This is a genomic window from Kribbella sp. CA-294648 (assembly GCF_050943845.1).
Lineage (GTDB): Bacteria > Actinomycetota > Actinomycetes > Propionibacteriales > Kribbellaceae > Kribbella.
Genome location: NZ_CP191981.1, coordinates 5,397,869 through 5,417,750 on the forward strand (window position 1 = coordinate 5,397,869; position 19,882 = coordinate 5,417,750).

The window sequence follows — 19,882 nt, forward strand, 5'->3', positions numbered from 1 at the left end:
AGGGGTTCGGGCGTTTAGAGCGGGAGGCCCCGGGCTTTCAGGTGGGTGTGGAGGGTGGGGGCATCGGTGAAGACCTCGGCCTGCATGCCTACCGCGCGGGCGGCGACGACGTTGGCTTCCTTGTCGTCGGTGTAGAAGGCCGCGGTCGGGTCGAGGTCGTAGCGTTCCAGCAGGATGCGATAGATCTTCTCGCCCGGCTTGACCGTCCGCTCGGTCCCGGACACCACCTCACCAGTGAACCCAGCCAAGATCGGGAACGACTCCTTCGCGATCTCCCACTTCTCCGCCGAGAAGTTCGTCAGCGCGTACGTCGGTACGCCCTGTTCCCGGAGCTCCGTGATGATCTCGGCAGTCCCCTCGATCAGCCCATTGACCATCTTGAGCCAGCCGGTGTCATACGCCTCGATCCACTCGGCATGCTCCGGGTGCAACGCAGTCAACTCAGCAACCGCCTCGGCCCAGGTCCGCCCGGCATCCTGCTGCTGGTTCCACTCGTGCGTCGCGACCGCGGTCAGAAAGTGCTCACGCTGCGCAGCGTCCGGAATCAACTCCCGATACAAGTAATCAGGGCTCCAGTCCAGCAGCACACCGCCAATATCGAACACCACAACCTCAACGCTCCGCTCACTCATACCGCCACCCTACGAAACCCACGTCGACGTGTTCGTGCTGGCGTCTCGCACCACCCCTGCACACCTCGCGGGCCGGGGCGTCGCACCCACCCGAACCGCTCGGAGTGCAACGCGCAAGCGACCCGCACCCGTGTCGCCACGTTCGAGCCGACGTCTCGCTCCCACCGGCGCCCCCTTCCGGGCAGGAGTTCGCACTCCCCCCTTCACACCTCTCGGCCTCAGGCATCGCACCCGCCCGAACCTCTCGGGGCGCAACGCGCAGGCAACCTGCACCCGAGTCGCCGCTCTCGTGCTGACGTCTCGCTCCCACCGGCGCCCACCTCCCGGGCAGGAGTTTGCACCCACCCCCTGCACACCTCCCGGGCTGGAGCGTCGCACCCCGCACGAGCCCCTCCGGGCGCAATGCCCAGGCGACCTGTACCCGCGTCGCCGGTCGTCCTGGTGATGATCAGCCCGATCCTGTAGCTGGCGTCGACGTCGCTGAAGTCGCCTTCGTGCTGACGTCTCGCTCCGACCGGCGCCAGCCTTCCGAACAGGAGTTTGCAGCCACCCCAGCACACACCTCCGGGGCTCGAGCGTCGCACCCGCCCGAACCTGTCGGGGTACAACGCGCAGGCAGCCTGTACTCGCGCCGCTGCTTTCGTGCCGGCGTCTCGCACCCACCAACGCCAGCCATTCGACCAGGTGTTTGCGGCCGCACCGACCGCTGCAAGCTTCCCGGGCTGGAGCGTCGCACCCGCCCGGCCCTCGCGGGGGGGCAACGCCGCAGGCGACCTGTACCCGCGCGGCCGACTTGGTGCCGGCGTCTTGCACCTACCCACCCGCGCGGCCTGCCTGCTCCTACTTCGCGTGCGCATCGGCCGCTCCCAGCCGCCCGGTACTGGGCGCTCCTGTGTCGCCCCGAATGAGACCGCGCTGGTAGCTGGCCCAGCGCGGTGAGTGGCATGCGGTGGGGTTGTCCCCGGCTTTGCCTGCTCGCTGGTACGTCGCGGGCCGCGTTGGCTGCCTCCACCCGCCCGGCTCTTGGTGCTCTTGCGGGCCGCGACGTGTGATTGAGGTGTTGGCCGGCCAGGCTAGGTGGGGGGAGGCGATGGTGTTGGCCTTCGCGCCTCTGCCTGCCGTTCCTGCATGCCGCGGTGGCGGGCGGGACAGCGCTGACTGGTCGGCCGCACCGTGCGGCTGTTCGACGGCACGATCCGCGGCATATGCGTCGGAACTAGTGATCGCTGCCCCATCGCCGCCGTCGCTGCCCACAGCGGTGTTACGCCGGCTCTGTCTGACATGGCTCGTGCCGTGACGTTGGACGGAGTACGGGCAGGTCCGGATCCTGCACACCCGGGTGGCTCGCCCCCGCGCGCTGCCGCCCCCGCGCGCTGCCGCGGCGGTTGCTGGCCACGCCACTGTCACTGCAGCTGCCACTGTCACTGCCACTGTCGTTGCAGTTGCCGGTGGCATCGGGGCCTCGGCTGGTCGGGGTTGCCGAGGTTGCTGGTCGGTTTCATGGGCGGTCGGCTGGGCGGGTTCCGTGGTGGTCGACGATGAATTTGAAGCCGTTGCGGGTGGTCCATTCGAGGGTGTGGTCGTTGAGGCGGTGGACCTGCCAGCCGCCGTGGGTTTTGGCCCGGTGGCTGAAGCGCCGGAGCGGGATGAGGTTGTCGGTGTTGGTTTGGCCGGGTGGGCCGTGGGGTGTGAAGGGTTGGATGTGGTCGAGGTCGGGGGTGCGGCTGGTGTCGGCGGTGCCGTAGACGAACTGTTCTGTGGGGTATTTGAGTTTGAGGTGTTCGCGGATTCGCTGGGGGATTTCGTAGGCGTCGACGCTGAGTTTGTCGTTGAGGTCGATGACGGGGCGGACGGTGATGTGGTTGTGGCCGGTGAGTTCTTCCAGCCGGGTGATGAGCAGGGGTCCGTGTCCCTCGATGCGGGCGATGCCTTCGCCGGTGCGGAGGGTTTCGTCGGTGAGGTGGACGTAGAGCATCGTGCCACCGCGCTGCCTGCGGCTGGGTTTATGGCTGGTGGGCTGCTGGGTGGCGGCTAGTTTGGCGATCAGCCGCCGAAGCTCCTCCGGCTCGAGCCTGGACGTGCCTTCGTCGCCCGCCTCGGGCTGGCTGGACTCCGGCACTGGCTCCTGGTCCGCCTCGGGCTCGTCGGCGTCGGGTGCCTCGTCCCAGGGCCATCGCACAGATTGAGGTCCCGGTCGCGGTTCCTGTGGCGCACGGTCACCGGACTCGGCGGGTGTCGCCGGCTCGGCGCTCGCGGGAGCACCGGTCTCGGTGGCGGGCTGCGGTTCAAGAGCGAGCGCGGCTGCAGGCACGGCAGGCTCGCGTGCGGGAGCGGGCGCAGGCGCGGCAGGCTCGCGTGCAGGCGCGGGGGCGGACGCGGCAGGCTGGGGTGCGGGAGCGGGCGCAGGAGCAGACGCGGCGGGTGCGGGTGCGAGCGCGGCGGGTGTGGCGGGTGCGGGTGTGGCGGGTGCGGACGCGGCAGGCTTGCCTGCGGGCGAGGGTTCGGGCGTGGGTGCAGGCACGGCAGGCTCGCGTGCGGGAGCAGGTGCGGTGGGTGCGGGTTCGGGCTCGGGCGGGTGGGCGGGAGCGGAGTTGGATGGGGCGGGATTGGGTGGGGCAGGGTTGGGTGGGGTGGTGAGGTGGTGGGCTACTTGGAGGAGGTCGGTGGTTAGGGCGGGGTCGGCGATGAGGCCGATGGCGCGGGCTCGGCGGTCGTTGAGGGGTGAGGTGTCGCCGAGGGCGGCGAGGGCGTCGGCGAGCTGGTCGAGGGTGGCCTGGAAGCGGATGATGTCGCCGGTGGCGGCTTTGACGAACAGCGTGGTGGTGCCGAGTCCGTCGGTGCGGCCGGTCCAGACGCCTCGTTCGCGGGCTCGTTGTTCTGCTTGCGCGCGGGCGGCGATCGGGTCTGCTTCCCAGATGGCGGCTTTGACGATGTTGTGCAGGCGCAGTGGGCTGAGGGTGTTGACGATGGCGGCGACTCGCCGGTCGACGATTCCGGCGGCTTGTTCGGACAGTTCGCGGCAGGCTTGGGCGACGTTGCAGGCCTTCCAGGGGGTGGCGTGGCCGGACTCGACCTGGGCCCAGAGTCTGGGCAGGCGGTGGCGCAGCGCGAGGGCCTGGCCGATGTAGCGGGCGGCCGCGTGGGTGGAGCGGCCGGTGACCGCACCGAATTCGGCGACGGCGAACTCGGCGACGGCGGGGCAGCCGGCGCCGCCGTAGACGCGGGTTTGTTCGCCGCCGGGGACGAGTTCGTGGTCGGACACGGTGGCGGGTGCGGGGTGGAGGTCGGCGAAGTGCTGGCCGAGGCGTAGCAGCTGGACGTCGAGGCGGTCGCGCAGCACGGTCAGTTCGTCGGCCGCGGACAGCGTCTCCCGGGCCGTGTACTCACTGACATCGGATGCGAACATGTGTGGCTCTCCTCACCTTTGTGTGGGTAAGGAAAGCTGGATTCCGCTGCAGCACAGGTAGATCATCGTGGCCAGTGATTGTGCTTTCGGATGTCCGTAACCGCGGCGCTGGATGACCCGGATTTTGGTGTTGACGCCTTCGCTGCGGGAGTTCGACAAGCCGAGTTCGACTGCAGCGATGATGCCGTCGGCGTGCCGGATGATTTTGTGGGCCAGGGTTCTGAACGCAGCACTGCCGCTGCCGGTGGCTCGTTGGACCCAGCTGTGGAGGTAGCTCGAGGCCTGGCTGGGATCGATGATCTGGAACAGGTCGCGGAGTTCTTCTTTGAGCAGGTAGACCTTGTGGAGTTCGGTGCGCTCAGCCCGGATGACCTTGAGAATCTTGAGGTGTTCGGTCCGGAGCTTCTCCCGTCCGGCTCGCAACGCGAACCGTGCTTTGCGCCAGGCAGCGTTGCTCCGGGCCTGTTTCATCTCGGCTCTCAAGGTGGGGATCGCGCTGTTACGGAAAGCTGAATCGAGCGCTTCATTGGCCCACTTGATGACGTGGAACGGATCAATACAGATCACCGCCTGCGGCGCCATCGCCCGGGTCACCGAAATGTAGGTTCCGCTGGCATCCATGGTGACCGCTCGCAGCTTCTTACGGCGCAGGAACCCCAGCTCCCGGTAGAACGCCGCAATCGTCTCCACGCCGTGCCCTTTGCCGACCCACACCACGCGCCCGGAGTCGTGGTCGACGACCACGGTCAGGTAGCGATGTCCCCGTAGATAAGAGATCTCGTCGACGCCGATCCGGACCAGATTGTTCAGCCGGCTGTCGTCGAGACGCTCGACCACGACCCGGCCCACGATCCGGTCGACTGCTTCCCACGAGCAGCGCATCAGCTGCGCCAGGCTGGTCTTGTCCATCCGGGCCGCCAACCACGCCACGGTGTCCTCGAAAGCCCGTGAATGCCTCGCCCCTGGCCGCGCCCACGGCACATCCTCGGTCCGGACCCGCTCACAATCAGGACACCAGATCCGCGCGACCTCAGCCTCCAGCCAGACCTTCAAACCACAGGCATCGACATGACGCCACCGGCGAACCGACCGGTCATAACGCCCCGGAACCCGGCAACCACAAGGGCACCGATGCACCTTGGCCAGGCGGCGCACAGTCACAACCGCCTCACCGCCGGCAAACACGACACCGGCCACCGAGGTGTCATCCAGCCCCAGAACCCTGTTAAATACTGTCGTGACGCGCACGTGCGTCGCCCTTTCGTTCGGTTGTCTCAGCAACTCCCGAACCTAAAGGGCGAACACGTGCGCGTCGCTCATTTCACGCCCCAACACACCGCGAAACCCCACCACACAACAAGAAACCCTCCTCAGTCACCGGCGAACCCACAGAAGCCCGAGGAGAGCCACATGTGTTCGATATTAACACTCAGTGACCGGCCGGTGCAAATCACGAGACGCGCAATCCCTTGCCTGTAAGGCGATGAGGGGCCGACCCGGCCGGTGGCTGGGGATCGCGATCCCGGAGGGTGACCGCTTGGAGGTGCATCTGCGGGGCAAGCTGGGGCGATGTACAGCCACCGGCCCTACGCAGCCCGCGACATGCTCGGGTCGGGCGACGAATGCCGTCATCCCTACGAACCGGCGGGTCTGCCCCGTGCTGGGCGTTCGAAGCACTAACGGTGCGGCGGACTTGATGGTTCGGAGTACGGGGGCGCTCTCCAGGGAGTTGATTTCGGGGAAGGCGGCCAAGCGGTGGGGGAGGTGGTGGTGCAGGGTGTCGAGGTCGGAGCTGAGGGCTTGCGCCACCAGGTTGGTTCGGCCTGTGGTGGCTGCTACGAAAGCGAGTTCGTCGTGCTGGGCGAGCGCAGTACCGACTTTGTCGAGGTGGGCCGGTGGCCGGTCGTCGCCCCGAAGAGGGTCGGATCCAGATCGACGTCGAAGTAGATCGCACCACTCGCCTGCAGCTCACTCAACCGGCGGGCCACTGTCGCGGCCGACCAACCCGTCGCGTCGGCCAGCTCGGCGAGACTCGCCCGCCCATCGCGGCCCAGTACTGCGAGCAAGTGCTCGTCCTCAGCTGACTCCGGCGGCACCCAACGATCGCGCATCACCCACGAGCGCTTGTTGCTGCCCCACGGTCAGTGCCTTCGTGTGAGCGCGCCAAGCTGTCGGATCACCGCGATACAGGTGGAGAAGGTAGTGCGCGGAGACAGCGGTGATGCCGGCGGTGCGAGGAATGTCGTCGAGAAGCAGCGAGTTGCCGTCGCCGGGTGTGGTGTGGATGACCGCGAAGATCTCCGTACCCTGACGCCAGCCTCACCCAGGACGTGTCGTCCGTCGGGCCAGTGCCCGGGCCACGTCCTGCGCCGTGTGCGGAGTGGCCGGGCCCGGTGATGGGACTGGCCGGGACGCCTCGATGTTCGCCGGCGGGTTGCGGGCGCTGCTGCTGCAGTCGTTGCTCAGTGGGCCGTTGCTCGGAGGTTTGCTGAGCCACGCGGACCTGTTCGGCAGTTCGTGGCAGGCGGTCTTCGCCGTCAACCTTCCCCTCGGGCTGGCGGTCCTGATCGCCACCCCGTTGCTGTTCGAAGGCCGCTCCAGCGCCCGACTGCGCCCTGATCTGGCCGGGAGCGCTCTCGTCGTGGTCGCCACCGTTCTGATCGTCTACCCGTTGATCCAGGGCAGCCGGTGGATCTCGCTGCCCGTCGGTATCCTCGTTGCCGCCGGATGGCTGGCTCAGCTACGCCGGCGCCACCGCAAAAGCAAGACTCCGCTCGTCGAGTTCAGCCTGGTCGAGAATCGCGGGTTCGCCGCCGCTCTGCTCACCTCGGCTCTCTTCTTCGCAGTACTGACCGGCGCGATGCCGGTCGTCGTCCTGCACCTTCAGGTGGGCCTGCACCTCGGTGTACTCCGGTCCAGCCGCTATTCGGTACTGGGCTGCTGACGGCGATCGGTGCCTACCACGCCAGCATGATCGGCTGGCCACTGTCGGCCGCGCTCGCGATCACCGGGCTGGGAGCCGGCCTGTTCACCACGCCCGTCTTCACCGCCGCGCTGCATCGCGTGCGGCCGGTCGAAGCCGGCTCGGCGGCAGGTCTGCTCAACGCCGTCCAGCAGCTCGGCGGTGCCGTCGGCGTCGCGCTGCTCGCAACGGTCCTCCTCCACCGCCTCAGCACAATCCCACCGGACGCGGCGGCAGGGAGCGCGTTCTGGGCATCCCTGGCCCTGATCGCCGCCGCGGCGGCCGCGGCCGCCTTCATGAAAACCCGCGACTGACCATGACGATGCGCCCCCAACGGCTCAGGAGTTGGCTGGTACTGCGTCTTCGAGCAACGCGTTGGCTTTGGCTCGGGCGTGGAGGGCTGGGGCCAGGGCCAGTTGGCCGACGAAGAGGACGCAGCCCAGGCCGGCGCAGGCGATCCAGACGGTCGCGCCGCCGAGGTGCTGGAGCGCATTGGTGCCGAGCAGCGGTCCGATGACGCTGCCGAGGCCGAAGGACATGCTTCCGGCCAGGCCCATGTAGCCGCCCCGGAGGTCGATGGGTGCGAGGTCGGCGAAGACCGCGCCGATCACCGCCGCGAATCCGATCTCCCCAATTGTCCAGACCACAACGGACAGCCCGTAACCCCACCAACTGTCCACAACAGCGCCCAGGCCGAAGCCCAATCCGACGATCAGCATCGAGCCGGCCAGCAGCTTCGGCCTGTCGAGCGCCGACAGCCGTCGGCTGACGAACGGCTGCAGCAGCACGATCACCACACCGTTCAGGGCGATCACCAAGCCATAGGTCGACGACGGCAGTCCGTCGCCGGCCATTGCCAGCGGCAACGTCGAGTAGCCCTGGAAGTAGATCGTCGCATAGCCGATCTGGAGCAGGATCATGAACAGGAAGGTGGAGTCCCGCAATGCGACCGGCAGCAGCGGCCGCCGTGGTCCGTCGTCGAGTACCGGCCGGGTCTCGGGCACCATCCGCCAGATCACCAGCGCCGCGACGACCGACGTACTGGCGTTGATCCAGAACAGCCAGTTGTAGCCGATGCTCGCCAGTACGCCGGCGCTGACCGTGGAGACCGAGAAGCCGAGGTTGATCGCCCAGAACAGCAGCCCGTACGCACGCACGCGCTCCCGCGGCTGGAGCAGGTCGGCCACCGTCGCCTGGACCGCCGGCCGGAACAGGTCACCCATCAGGCCGACCACGAACGCCGCCGCCCAGATCATCCACATCGAGCGCGCCGAACCCAGCAGGATCAGCGCGGCTGCAGTACCGAAGAAACCGATCAGCATCGTGCGGCGACGGCCGAACCGGTCGGAGAGCCAGCCGCCGACAAGCTGCGACACTACCGACCCGGCGCCGACCGCGGCGGCCACCGCACCCGCAGTACCGGCTGAGAGGTGACGGTCCTGGGTCAGGTAGAGGACCAGAAAGGGTTGGACGAAGCTGCCGAGCCGGTTGACCAGCTGGCAGACCCAAAGAGCCCAGAAGGCGCGTGGCAGGCGTGGAGCGTCGTTCATGTCACTACCTTCAGGCCCCAGACCCAGCCTGTCGAACATTAGGCCGTGGACTAATCCTTCGACCCGGCCGTCACCCCCGGATTAGAGTGGTCCTGTGATCACCCTGCGGCTCAGCCCTGACGATCTGAGCCGGATCAGGTTCGCGTTCTCGCCGGTCTGGGAGACCGTGACGAGTATCCGGGCGCTGAGCAACAGTACGACGGGAAGCGTGCACGGACCGTGGTTGCGCAAGGTCCGCCCGTTGCTGGCGCAGCAGGACCTTTCGTTGCTGAAGGCCCTTATCCCGCCGGTCAGCTACATCCCCGACTTCATCACCCCGGCGCCGCCGCGCCGCTCGACCAGCTTCGAGTCCGGCCTGGCCGCGATCGCCGCCACTCCCCTGCCCCTGGTCGTCGCCGAACTGACCCAGCTGCAGAAAGAGACGCCACATCCGCTGCTGCCCGAGCTGATCGCCAAGCCCGCCGAAGCACTCGACCGCATCACGACCGCCCTCGACGACTACTGGCGCCTGGCGATCGAGCCCGACTGGCGCCGGATCCGGTCGCTGCTGCAGGAGGACCTCGCGTTCCGGCTGGACGAGCTGTCCTGCGGCGGAGTGGCCGGCCTGCTCCGCAATCTCCATCCCTCGGTGACGTTTCGCGGCGACCGGATCGAGGTCGACAAGCCGTACTGCTGCGACGGCCAACCGCTGCCCGGCCAAGGCCTGCTGCTCATCCCCTGCGTGTTCACCTGGCCAACCACCCTGCAGATCACTGCCGCACCGCATCTCCCGACGATGACCTACCCGCCGCGCGGACTCGGCCGGCTCTGGGAGAGCCAGGAAGACCTCAGCGAGTCACCGCTCGCCGATCTGGTCGGCAAGACCCGGGCCTCGATCGTCAGCCACCTCGACCTGCCGATGTCGACCACTCACCTCGCCCATCAGCTCGGCGTTTCCGCACCGACCCTGAGCGTGCACCTGAGCATCCTGCGCAACGCGGGCGTCGTCGACTCCCGCCGCGACGGCCGCACGGTCCTCTACTCGCGCACCACCCTCGGCAACCACCTCCTGGCCGCCTCCCGCCCAGCAGCCCTAGCCACAGCCTGAAGACTCACCCGAAGGACGCAGGGTCGACCTGCACCCGCACAGACCCCACTAGCTTCTTCGTACTCCGAGCCGCCTGCCCCTCCTTGAGCGCCCGAGCCAGACTCGTCCCAGCCGCCCGTGGAGTCCGCACGACCGCCCGCGACGTCTCGTCGTCGATCGCCACCGGCCCGAGAACATCCAGCCCCGCTTGCGGATCCACCAACTGCCGCACCCGCGCCACCAGGTCGGACACCGCATCGGTCGGCCCGGTCAACTCGGCCAGCTTCGCCGCCGGCGCAAGCCGCGCAGTACGCCGCTCCTCCAGCTCCCGCGCCGCGAACCCCTCGGGACTCCACCGAACCACCGCCTGCAACGGAGTCGCGGACGGCTCCCCCACCATGATCACCGCCCCGCCGTCGCGAGCAGACCGGACGAGAGCGGCCGCGTTGAACCACCGACGCACCGCCTCTTCCGGCGCGCGCAGATCCGGCCGCGCCAGCAACAACCAGGTGTCCAGTAACAAGGCCGCGCTGTAGCCGCCAGCGGCGACCGGCTCCGCACCCGGGGTCGTGACGATCAAGGCCGGCTGATCAGAAACGGAGTCCAGCATGTTGTCGCCACCCGAAGTACGGACCAGTACTCCGGGGAAGGCGCGGCCGAGCTCCTCCGCAGTACGGCGCGCCCCGACAACGGCGGCGCGCATGCGGGTGTCACCGCACTCCGGGCAGCGGTGATCCGCGGCCGGCCGGCCGCACACGCTGCAACTCGGCGGCCCCGATCCGCCCGTACGACGAAGCGAACCGGCGCAGGTGGCGCAGCGAGAAGGCGCGCGGCAGGTCTGGCAGACCAGGCTCGGCAGATACCCGGCTCGCGGAACCTGGACCAGCACCGGCCCGGTCTTCAGCCCTTCGCGCGCCACCTCGAAGGCCCGGTGCGGGAGTCGCGCGGCCCGAGCGGCCGGATCGCGCGCGAGATCGGTGTCGGACTCCCCCGCGATGTGGACCGCCGGCGCGGCCGCCCGGATCACTGTGCGATCCGCGATCAGTTCGACCGCCCAACCCGACTCGATCAGCGCAGCAGTCTCTGCAGAACGCGCAAAACCACCCAGCAAAGCGGCACACTTCTGCCGATACGCTCGCAGCAGCACCACTTCACGCGCATGCGGATAGGGCGCGCGTGGCTCGGCGTACGAGTCGTCGCCGTCGTCCCACAAAGCAACCAGGCCAAGGTCCGCGACGGGCGCGAAGGCTGCGGCGCGCGTGCCGATGACCACGCGCGTGCAGCCGCGCAGGGCGGTGAGGAAGGCTCGGTAGCGCGCGGTCGGCCCGAGGTCGGCGGAGAGCATGACGAACCCGTCCGGCCCCAGCACCGCAGTACAGGCTGCAGCGAGTCGCTCCAGGTCGCGTGCGTCCGGGGCTAGCAGCAGCGCGCCACGGCCTGCCGCTGCACAGGCGGCAGCGGCCTGCGCGAAGGCCGTCGCCCAATCGGCCCCCGGTACTGCGGTCCAGATCGCGCGCGGCGCCTCGCCACGGGTCACGGCATCGAGGAACCCTCCAGCCAAGGGGTACGGCGCCCACTCGGACCGTGAGGCCGACGCTGCCGGGCGGACCGGCTGGGTGCACTTCAGCACCTCTGCTTCGGCCTTCGCATGGCGTGGTGGCACCGCGAGGCGGGTCACGTCGGCGAAGACTCCGGCGTACCGGTCGGCAACGGCTCGGCAGAGGTCGGCGACCTCGGGCGTCAGCACCTGCTCGGGCGAGACGACCTTGCGGATCCGCGCGAGTTTGCCCTCGTGCTCCGACGACTCCAGCCGCTCCAGGACGTACCCATCAAGGTCCTTGCCGGCAAACCGTACCTTCACCCGTACGCCGGGCTGCGCTGCCTCGGCGAGATCGTCGGGCACCAGGTAGTCGAACGGCCGGTCCAGGTGCGGCAGCGACACGTCGACCGCGATCCGGGCGACCGGCAACGACGAGGTGATCCCGGCCGGCTCCTTGGTCCGCGAACGCCGAACGGTCTCGCGCAGCAAGGTCAGCTGCTCCGGTGAGTCCCCGTTCGATGCCACCTGGGAACTCTAGTCGGGTCCAACGACAAACCGCCCGCGACCATCCACAGGTCACGGGCGGTTCGTGGAGTGCTACTTGCTGACGGCTGCCTTCAACTCTTCGACGCGGTCGGTGCGCTCCCAGGTGAAATCCTCACCGGTGCGGCCGAAGTGGCCGTTGCGGGCGGTCTGCGCGTAGATCGGCCGGAGCAGGTCGAGATCCCGGATGATCGCGGCGGGACGCAGGTCGAAGACCTCGAGCACCGCGTCGCTGATCTTGTCCACCGGCACCGTCTCGGTGCCGAACGTGTCGACGTAGAAGCCGACCGGCGCCGCCTTGCCGATCGCGTACGCGACCTGGCACTCGGCCCGCGCGGCCAGGCCGGCCGCGACGATGTTCTTGGCCACCCAGCGCATCGCGTACGCCGCCGAGCGGTCGACCTTCGACGGGTCCTTGCCGGAGAACGCGCCGCCACCGTGGCGGGCCATCCCGCCGTAGGTGTCGATGATGATCTTGCGGCCGGTCAGCCCGGCGTCGCCCATCGGACCGCCGATCTCGAACCGGCCGGTCGGGTTGACCAGCAGCCGGTAGTCGGCCGAGTCGATGTCGAACTGCTCCAGCACCGGGTCGACGACGTGCTTCTTCACGTCCGGCGACAGCATCGAGTCGAGGCTGATGTCGGCCGCGTGCTGGCTGGACACCACCACGGTGTGCACCCGGACCGCCTTGTCACCGTCGTACTCGATCGTCACCTGGGTCTTGCCGTCCGGGCGCAGGTACGCCATCGTGCCGTCCTTGCGGACCTCCGACAGCCGCGCGGACAACCGGTGCGCGATGGTGATCGGCAGCGGCATCAGCTCGGGCGTCTCGTTCGACGCGTAGCCGAACATCAGCCCCTGGTCGCCGGCGCCCTGCAGGTCGAGCACGTCCGAGGACGCGTCCGAACGGGTCTCGTACGCCGTGTCGACGCCCTGGGCGATGTCGGCCGACTGGCTGCCGATCGCGACCGTGACGCCACAGGAGGCACCGTCGAAGCCCTTCAACGACGAGTCGTAGCCGATCTCCAGGATCCGGTTCCGGACGATCCCCGGGATGTCCACGTACGCCGACGTGGTGACCTCGCCGGCCACCACCACCAGCCCGGTGGTGACCAGGGTCTCCACCGCGACGCGGCTCTTCGGGTCCTCGGCCAGCAAGGCGTCGAGGATCGAGTCGCTGATCTGGTCAGCGATCTTGTCCGGATGACCCTCGGTCACCGACTCGGACGTGAAAAGGCGCCGTGCCACGGATTCTCCCTTGGACTTTCTCGTCTGCCACCCGACGGGAAAGGTCGTCCCCCGTCCGCGCACCACCTCACGCGATGCTGTGGGGAAGTATGCCAGCAGATGTGCCCACCGGCCCGGACCAGCACGCATTTCGCCCACGTGCCGAGACGGTCTGCTCGCATGATGGACAGCCCCGCCTGAATCAGGCAGCTCGGCAAGGCCGATCAAGCATGGGCGCCCACCGTCACCTCGCCGATCGTGAGCACCGGATTCGCGTCGACGATCGCGCCGAGCCGCGCGGCTTCATCGTCGAGCTGCCGCAGCTGACCGGGCTTCAGATCGCGGAGTGGTTCCACCGTGAGGTTGAGCTTCCGGCCGCTACGTCGCTGGTGCCAGACGCCTGCCACGATGCCGTCGATCAGCAGCACGGGGAAGTTGCCGGCCTGGCCGCGGGCGAGCGCCCGATCCCAGGCCTTGCCCGGGAAGAGCCGTTCGCGCGGATGACTGCCGACGCCGTACGCATCGAAGTACGGGAGCAGGCGGACGCCGGATGCGCGCTCGGTGCTGAAGTCCGTGTCACCGCGAATCAGCCAGGCGGGGGTGCCGTCGAGCATGACCTCTTCGAGTTCGCCGGCCAGCGAGGTGAAGGTTTTGGCGGCGAGGGCCGGCGAGATGCTGAGCCACTTCGCGAAGTGTTGTGGGGTCGCGGGGCCGTAGGACCACAGGTACCGCCGTAGGAGCTCACCGATCGCCTGTTCGGGACTCACCGGCTCGAACGGCGCGAACCGGTGCGGGTTCGTGTAGGTCGTGTTGCGTCCCCGATTGGGGCCGTAGCAAAGGACTCCGGCGTTCGCGGCCTCGGAGATCGCCTGCCGCCACCGCGGCCAGTAGCCCTGGAAGGCCGGCATCACCAGGTCGTCGGCCCAGGGACCGGTCCGGCCGACCACCTCGTCGCCGAGTTCGTCGGCAGTCAGGTCATCGTCCGCGAGCGCGTCCCCGATCGCGGCAACGACCTGGGCGGTCTGCTCCGGAGTCATCCGCATCGTCTCCGGCACCGAAGCAGCCGACCGCTGCAAGGCGGACAACCCGGCCACCCAGCTAGCCAGCTCATCGGTCGGCAACAGGTGCACGGTCCCCCGCGGCCCGAACGTCTTCACCAGACTGCGGTCCTCCCACAGCGCCCGCTGTACGTCGACCCGCGTCGCCCCCTCCAGCCGCAGAGCGACAGAGATCTCAGCAGCCGACAACACCTGAGCATGCGCCCCAGCCATCGCCCGTACTACGTCCGCCGGGCTACTCGCCGCGGGAACGCTCAGGTTGTGTCTCGCCATCCGCCGTGCGACGACCGCCTGCCAACTCAGCTCCATATAGGCAGGCTAGGACGAGAAGCGGTCAGCTTCTGTCCTCTGCAGGGCTCAGTGCCAGTGGCTGGCGACCAGGTTCCAGATGACGCCGGCCAGGGCGTCTTTGCTGCCGGAGGGAACGGGCAGCGCGGCGCCGTCGCGGTCGAGGATGACTGCTTCGTTCTCGTCGCTGCCGAAGACCTTGCCGCCGGAGACGTCGTTGACGACCAGCAGGTCGCAGCCCTTGCGCTCGAGTTTGGCCCGGCCGAGCTCCAGCACGCTGTGCTGGGCGTCGCCGGTCTCGGCGGCGAACCCGACGATCACCTGGTCGGTCCGGCGGCGGTCGTGCGAGATGGTGGCCAGGATGTCCGGGTTCTCCACCAGGCTGACCGCCGGTACGGAGCCGTCACCGGTCTTCTTGATCTTGTGCTCGGCGACATCGGCCGGGCGGAAGTCGGCGGGGGCGGCGGCCATCACGATCGCGTCGGCGTCACCGGCCCGGCCGGTGATCTCGTCGTACAGGTCGCGGGTGCTGGTGACCGGGACGACCTGGACGCCGGCTGGGTCCGCGAGCTCGGAGTTGGCCGCGACCAGGGTCACCTTGGCGCCACGGGCCGCGGCGATCCGGGCCAGCGCGTACCCCTGCTTGCCGGACGAGGAGTTGCCCAGGTACCGCACCGGGTCGAGGTGCTCACGGGTACCGCCGGCGCTGATCAGCACGTGCTTGCCGGTCAGATCCGCGACGGACTGGCCGGCGGCGCGGGCAGCCTCGTCGGCCAGCATCAGCTGGCTGATCGCGAAGATCTCCGACGGCTCGGGCAGCCTGCCCCGGCCGGTGTCCGCGCCGGTCAACCGGCCGACGGCCGGGTCCAGCACGGTGATGCCGCGTGAGCGCAGCGTGGCCACATTGGCCTGGGTGGCGGGGTGCTCCCACATCTCGGTGTGCATCGCGGCCGCGAACAGGATCGGGCAGCGCGCCGTCAGCAGGGTGTTGGTGAGCAGATCGTCGGCCAGCCCGTGGGCGGCCTTGGCGATCAGGTTCGCCGTCGCGGGCGCGACGACGACGAGGTCCGCGCCCTTGCCGATCCGGACGTGCGGAACCTCGTGGACGTCGTCGAACGGGTCGGCCGTCACCGGCTGACCCGACAGCGCCGCCCAGGTGGCGGCGCCGACGAACTCCAGCGCGGCCGCGGTCGGCACCACCCGGACACTGTGCCCGGACTCGGTCAGCCGGCGCAGCAGATCGCAGACCTTGTACGCCGCGATCCCGCCGCCGACGCCGAGCACCACCGACTTCATGGAAGGGCGGTTACTCGGACTTCTCCGCGGCGGCAGCGGCGGCTTCCGCCTCGGCCTCGGGGTCGATGTCGGTGCAGGTCAGCACGCCGTCGTTGATCTCGCGCATGGCGATGGACAGCGGCTTCTCCTGGACGTGGGTCTCGACCAGCGGACCGACGTACTCGAGCAGGCCCTCGCCGAGCTGGGAGTAGTAGGCGTTGATCTGCCGCGCCCGCTTGGCCGAGTACAGCACCAGCTTGTACTTGGAGTCGGTGTGGGTGAGCAGGTCGTCGATCGGCGGCGAGGTGATGCCGATGGCGACGGGCTGGTTGCCAGACAAAGTGTCAGCTCTTTCCAGAGATGTTGGGTGATCGAATCAACTTTACCAACTGATCGGCCGCTTCCCGAACCGACGCGTTCACGATCGTCACGTCGAACTCCTTCTCGGCGGCCAGCTCGAGCGTCGCGGTCTCCAGCCGGCGCTCCCGTTCCTGCGGGGTTTCGGTCCCCCGGCCGACCAGCCGGCGGACCAGTTCGTCCCAGCTCGGCGGCGCCAGGAAGACGAAATGCGCCTCCGGCATCGTCTCGCGGACCTGCCGGGCGCCCTGCAGGTCGATCTCCAGCAGCGCCGGCCGGCCCTCGGCCAGCTTGTCCAGCACCGGCTGCCGGGGCGTCCCGTAGCGGGCCGCCTTGTGCACCACGGCCCACTCGAGCAGCTCGTCGTCGGCGATCATCCGGTCGAACTCGTCGTCGGAGACGAACAGGTAGTGCACGCCGTGTTCCTCGCCCGGCCGGGCCTTGCGGGTGGTGGCCGAGACCGAGATCCAGATGTCCGGGAAGCGCTCCCGGATGTCGGCCGCGACCGTGCCCTTGCCGACCGCCGTCGGGCCGGCCAGCACGGTCAGCCGGGCGCCGCCGGCACTGCGTTGTCCGCCGTCGACCGAACCGTTCCCCGTCAGATCGGACGGCTGTGGCGTCATCGTGGACGTCACTCGGCGAATTCGCGCATCAGAGCGGCGATCTGGTTGGTGCCCAGCCCGCGGACCCGGCGGGTCTCGGAGATCCCGGCCCGCTCCATGATCTGCTGGGCGCGCACCTTGCCGACACCGGGGATGCACTGCAGCAGCGCGCTGACCCGCATCTTGCCGATCACGTCGTTGGTCTGCCCCTCGTGCAGCACCTCCGTAGGAGACGCCCCCGAGTGCCTGATCCGGTTCTTGATCTCCGCACGCTCACGCCGTGCGGCAGCGGCCTTGTCCAGAGCAGCCGCGCGTTGCTCCGGGGTCAAAGAAGGAAGTGGCACCGTCTCACCTGTCCCGTTGTGTGTCTTCGCAGGTGAACCTAGCCAAACACTCCCTCCGACAGCAAACAACACACCACACGGCAACGGCTGACACACGGCCCGTCAGGGTGATGTAACGAACACCGCGCTCAGTTCAGGTTGGGGATGTCCACCTTGCAGGAGTCCTTGGCCTGGGTGGCGATCGCCTTGTACGCCGTGGTCACGCCGCCGAGCTGCTTGCTCAGCCGGGCCAGCTCGATCTCGTTCGTCCCGGCCTTCTGCGCCTTTTCGGCGAACCCGACGACGGTCGCCCAGTCGTCCTTGACCTCGGCCGGCGCGCTGTCGCGCATCTTCTTGGCGTCCTCGAGGATCTTGGCGTAGTCGGCCGGCTTCTGCGGGTCGACGTTGGTGGCGGCCGCGGCGAAGCCGGCCAGATCGACGCAGTACGCCTGCTCTTCGGTACAGCCGGTCAAAGCGGCGGCAGCGATCGCGATCGTCGCGGTCAGCACAGCGGTGCGGCGCATCTGGAACTCATCCTCCGGGGGGCTTGGGGTGGAGTCGATCACGCTACCGGCAGCAGCACCGGCAACGAAAACCGATGGCGGCGGCCCGGGGCCACCGCCATCGGTTCGAGGACTGCCGATCAGACGTTGTTGAGGTCCAGCTTGCAGGTGTCCTTGGCCTGCTTGGCGATCGCGTCGGAGGCCGGCTTGACCTTGTCGCCGTCGGACTTGGCCAGCTCGGTGAGCTTGGTCGTGTCGCCGTTGGCGTCCTTGGCCTTCTCGGCGTAGTCGAGCATGACCTTCCAGTCGTCCTTCAAGTCGTCCGGCGCCGACTTCGACACCTTCTTGGCCTCGTCGAGCATCTTCTCGACGGCCTTGGCGTCCTTGATGTCCAGGCCCTTGGCGGCCGTCGCATAGTTCTTCAGCTCGTTGCAGTAGTCGCCACCCGAGCACGCCGTCAAGAAGCCAGCGCTCATCGTCACTACCGCCGCGAGGGCCGCAACCTTACGCATCCCAGTCCTAACTGTCACCGCGGGAAGACCATCTCTCCCCGTCACCGGCAACCCTGGCGAACGGCAGGGTCATCGCAGGTCTCGGCACGCCGTGAGGAACCTCCCACCGGCCGGTTGGAACCGGTCCGTGATCTCCCGCGTCGTCAGTAACCCAGTACTGCGCGGAAAGCGTCGTTCGCCCGGTCGGCGGCATCCCGCAGCGATCCCGCGTCCGGACCGGCTCCGAGAATCTCGCGAGAGCTCGACGGTACGACGTTGCGCAGCGCCGGCCCGAAGACCGCCGCCAACCCTTCGGCCGTACCGCCTTGCGCCCCGAGCCCAGGCGCCAGCAGCGGGCCGCGGATGTCGAGGTCCTCCCCCGTCGACTTGATCGTCGCGCCGACCACGGCCCCGAACGACCCCAGATCGTCGGCATCCGCGTTGAGCTCCCGCAGACCGTCGAGCACGGCGCCTGCAACGGTCGGACCGTCGACGGTCCGGGCCGACTGGAACTGCGGGCCCTCCGGGTTCGAGGTCAGCGCCAGCACGAACAGACCGGCCCCGGCGGCGCGGGCCTCGTCGATGGCGGGTTGCAGCGAACCGAAGCCGAGGTACGGGCTGACGGTCAGCGCGTCGCAGGCCAGCGGTCCCTTCTCCGCCAGGTACGCCGACGCGTACCCGGCCATCGTCGACCCGATGTCGCCGCGCTTGGCGTCGATGATGACCAGCGCACCGGCCTCGCGCAGCCGGATCGTGGCCTGCTCCAGGACCGCGATCCCGGCCGACCCGAAACGCTCGAAGAAGGCCGACTGGGGCTTGAAGACGGCGACCCGGTCAGCCAGTGCGTCCACCACGCCGTAGGTGAAAGAGGCGAGACCGTCGGCGTCGTCCGGCAGCCCCCAGGCGTCGAGCAGGTGGGCGTGCGGGTCGATACCGACGCAGAGCGGGCCACGCTCGTTCATGGCCGCGCGCAACCGGGTTCCGAAGGGCTGGCTGCTCATGGGGCGTTCTCGCTCTCTCATCTGGGGCGCTTTCTCATCTGGGGGCCAGGCGGCGGTTGGTGCGGCGTACCAGGGACGGGCCGCGGTAGATCAGGCCGGTGTAGAGCTGGACCAGGCTGGCGCCGGCGTCGAACAGCCGGACCGCGTCGTCGGGCTCGAGGATGCCGCCGACGCCGATGATCGGTAGTGCACCGTTGGTACTTGCGTGGATCTGGGCAACCGTTTTGGCCGCGAGTTCGGTGAGGGGCCGGCCGGACAGGCCGCCGGTCTCGCCGCTGAGGCGCTCGTCGGCGAGGGCCAGGCCCGAGCGGCCGATCGTCGTGTTGGTGGCGATGATGCCCGCCACGCCGACGTCGGTGCAGACGCCGAGCAGTTCGTCGATCGCCGGCTCGGTCAGGTCCGGTGCGATCTTCACCAGGACCGGCTTCGGGTCGCGGCCGCCCGTGCTGAGGGTGCGTGCCTCGTCGTGCAGGGCGGTGAGCAGCTCGCGGAGGTGACCGGCGTCCTGGAGGGAACGCAGGCCGGGTGTGTTCGGTGAGCTGACGTTGACAGCGAAGTAGTCGCCGAAGCGATAGAGCCGGCGCAGTGAGGTGACGTAGTCCCCCACCGCGTCCTCCAGCGGCGTCACCTTGGACTTCCCGATGCTGATGCCCAGCGGGTAACCCAGGTCCCCGTACGCCGCCAGCTTGTCCGCCAGCGCGGCCGAACCGAGGTTGTTGAAGCCCATCCGGTTGATCACGGCTTCGCTCTCGACCAGCCGGAACAGCCGGGGCTTCTCGTTGCCGGGCTGCGGATGCGCGGTCACCGTGCCGACCTCGACGAAACCGAAGCCGAGCGCTCGCCAGGCCGGCAGCGCCAGACCGTTCTTGTCCATCCCGGCGGCCAGACCGACCGGGCTGGGGAACCGCACACCGAAGACAGTCCGCTCTATCCCTGCCGGCAGGGCGCCATATGTGCGGGACAGCGCAGGCACCGCCCCCGGGATGCGGCTCAACCGCCGCAACCCGTGGAGCGTCTGCTCGTGAGCGATCTCCGCATCGCCCTTACCCATTCGGTAA

19 protein-coding genes and 1 pseudogene are annotated in these 19,882 nt (G+C 68.8%); 3 read left to right on the forward strand and 17 right to left on the reverse strand.

The annotated features are described in order from the left end of the window. Window positions 1-14 precede the first annotated feature (14 nt). From ACQPYM_RS25510 to ACQPYM_RS25530, 5 genes and pseudogenes are all read right to left on the reverse strand, one after another. Complete coding sequence (locus tag ACQPYM_RS25510) at window positions 15-632, reverse strand: HAD family hydrolase (RefSeq protein WP_433004717.1); 618 nt, start codon at window positions 630-632, stop codon at window positions 15-17. A gap of 1,498 nt (window positions 633-2,130) precedes the next feature. Further along, window positions 2,131-4,038 (reverse strand): DUF222 domain-containing protein, encoded by a 1,908-nt coding sequence (locus tag ACQPYM_RS25515; RefSeq protein ID WP_433004720.1) that lies wholly within the window; start codon window positions 4,036-4,038, stop codon window positions 2,131-2,133. Window positions 4,039-4,050: 12 nt separating this feature from the next. Next, window positions 4,051-5,286 carry an ISL3 family transposase gene (locus ACQPYM_RS25520; RefSeq protein ID WP_433004723.1) on the reverse strand — a complete coding sequence of 412 codons (1,236 nt, stop codon included), beginning with the start codon at window positions 5,284-5,286 and terminating at the stop codon, window positions 4,051-4,053. Between the two features lie 174 nt (window positions 5,287-5,460). Then, window positions 5,461-5,877, reverse strand: a pseudogene (locus ACQPYM_RS25525) (hypothetical protein); the annotation flags it as partial. Then, window positions 5,874-6,149, reverse strand: coding sequence for an Lrp/AsnC family transcriptional regulator (locus tag ACQPYM_RS25530; protein WP_433004726.1), 276 nt, complete (start codon window positions 6,147-6,149; stop codon window positions 5,874-5,876). The pseudogene ACQPYM_RS25525 and the gene ACQPYM_RS25530, both read right to left, overlap by 4 nt. Window positions 6,150-6,457: 308 nt before the next feature. Here ACQPYM_RS25530 and ACQPYM_RS25535 point away from each other — a divergent pair, with 308 nt between their 5' ends. Both ACQPYM_RS25535 and ACQPYM_RS25540 read left to right on the forward strand, forming a co-directional pair. Then, window positions 6,458-6,982: a hypothetical protein gene (locus tag ACQPYM_RS25535; protein WP_433004729.1), complete on the forward strand. Its 525-nt coding sequence runs from the start codon at window positions 6,458-6,460 to the stop codon at window positions 6,980-6,982. 26 nt (window positions 6,983-7,008) lie between these two features. Next, on the forward strand, window positions 7,009-7,314 hold the full coding sequence (locus ACQPYM_RS25540) for a hypothetical protein (protein WP_433004732.1): 306 nt from the start codon (window positions 7,009-7,011) through the stop codon (window positions 7,312-7,314). Between the two features lie 24 nt (window positions 7,315-7,338). Here ACQPYM_RS25540 and ACQPYM_RS25545 read toward each other — a convergent pair whose 3' ends face one another. Beyond that, window positions 7,339-8,550 carry an MDR family MFS transporter gene (locus ACQPYM_RS25545; protein WP_433004735.1) on the reverse strand — a complete coding sequence of 404 codons (1,212 nt, stop codon included), beginning with the start codon at window positions 8,548-8,550 and terminating at the stop codon, window positions 7,339-7,341. A 94-nt stretch (window positions 8,551-8,644) separates the two neighbouring features. On the opposite strand from ACQPYM_RS25545, the gene ACQPYM_RS25550 reads away from it, so the two are divergent. Beyond that, window positions 8,645-9,637 carry a DUF5937 family protein gene (locus tag ACQPYM_RS25550; protein ID WP_433004737.1) on the forward strand — a complete coding sequence of 331 codons (993 nt, stop codon included), beginning with the start codon at window positions 8,645-8,647 and terminating at the stop codon, window positions 9,635-9,637. Window positions 9,638-9,641: 4 nt separating this feature from the next. On the opposite strand, the gene ACQPYM_RS25555 is transcribed toward ACQPYM_RS25550, so the two are convergent. The 11 genes from ACQPYM_RS25555 to ACQPYM_RS25605 form a co-directional block, all read right to left on the reverse strand. Next, on the reverse strand, window positions 9,642-11,681 hold the full coding sequence (locus tag ACQPYM_RS25555) for a primosomal protein N' (RefSeq protein WP_433004740.1): 2,040 nt from the start codon (window positions 11,679-11,681) through the stop codon (window positions 9,642-9,644). A 72-nt stretch (window positions 11,682-11,753) separates the two neighbouring features. Then, complete coding sequence (gene metK, locus ACQPYM_RS25560) at window positions 11,754-12,947, reverse strand: methionine adenosyltransferase (protein ID WP_433004742.1); 1,194 nt, start codon at window positions 12,945-12,947, stop codon at window positions 11,754-11,756. 203 nt (window positions 12,948-13,150) lie between these two features. Next, window positions 13,151-14,293, reverse strand: a complete 1,143-nt coding sequence (locus tag ACQPYM_RS25565; protein ID WP_433004745.1) for a winged helix DNA-binding domain-containing protein — start codon at window positions 14,291-14,293, stop codon at window positions 13,151-13,153. A 48-nt stretch (window positions 14,294-14,341) separates the two neighbouring features. Next, window positions 14,342-15,568 (reverse strand): bifunctional phosphopantothenoylcysteine decarboxylase/phosphopantothenate--cysteine ligase CoaBC, encoded by a 1,227-nt coding sequence (gene coaBC / locus ACQPYM_RS25570; RefSeq protein WP_433004748.1) that lies wholly within the window; start codon window positions 15,566-15,568, stop codon window positions 14,342-14,344. A gap of 10 nt (window positions 15,569-15,578) precedes the next feature. Beyond that, a complete protein-coding gene (gene rpoZ / locus ACQPYM_RS25575; RefSeq protein WP_328325165.1) occupies window positions 15,579-15,887 on the reverse strand; it encodes a DNA-directed RNA polymerase subunit omega in 309 nt (102 codons plus the stop codon). A gap of 4 nt (window positions 15,888-15,891) precedes the next feature. Beyond that, window positions 15,892-16,527 carry a guanylate kinase gene (gene gmk / locus ACQPYM_RS25580; RefSeq protein ID WP_433004751.1) on the reverse strand — a complete coding sequence of 212 codons (636 nt, stop codon included), beginning with the start codon at window positions 16,525-16,527 and terminating at the stop codon, window positions 15,892-15,894. Window positions 16,528-16,535: 8 nt separating this feature from the next. Continuing rightward, window positions 16,536-16,850 (reverse strand): integration host factor, actinobacterial type, encoded by a 315-nt coding sequence (mihF, locus tag ACQPYM_RS25585; RefSeq protein WP_360280604.1) that lies wholly within the window; start codon window positions 16,848-16,850, stop codon window positions 16,536-16,538. A gap of 128 nt (window positions 16,851-16,978) precedes the next feature. Beyond that, window positions 16,979-17,353 carry a hypothetical protein gene (locus ACQPYM_RS25590; protein WP_433004754.1) on the reverse strand — a complete coding sequence of 125 codons (375 nt, stop codon included), beginning with the start codon at window positions 17,351-17,353 and terminating at the stop codon, window positions 16,979-16,981. Between the two features lie 119 nt (window positions 17,354-17,472). Then, a complete protein-coding gene (locus ACQPYM_RS25595) occupies window positions 17,473-17,808 on the reverse strand; it encodes a hypothetical protein (RefSeq protein ID WP_433004757.1) in 336 nt (111 codons plus the stop codon). Between the two features lie 179 nt (window positions 17,809-17,987). After that, entirely contained in the window at window positions 17,988-18,824 is an 837-nt protein-coding gene (gene pyrF / locus ACQPYM_RS25600) for an orotidine-5'-phosphate decarboxylase (RefSeq protein ID WP_433004760.1), read from the reverse strand. A 34-nt stretch (window positions 18,825-18,858) separates the two neighbouring features. Beyond that, window positions 18,859-19,875, reverse strand: a complete 1,017-nt coding sequence (locus tag ACQPYM_RS25605) for a quinone-dependent dihydroorotate dehydrogenase (protein WP_433004762.1) — start codon at window positions 19,873-19,875, stop codon at window positions 18,859-18,861. Window positions 19,876-19,882: the final 7 nt, after the last annotated feature.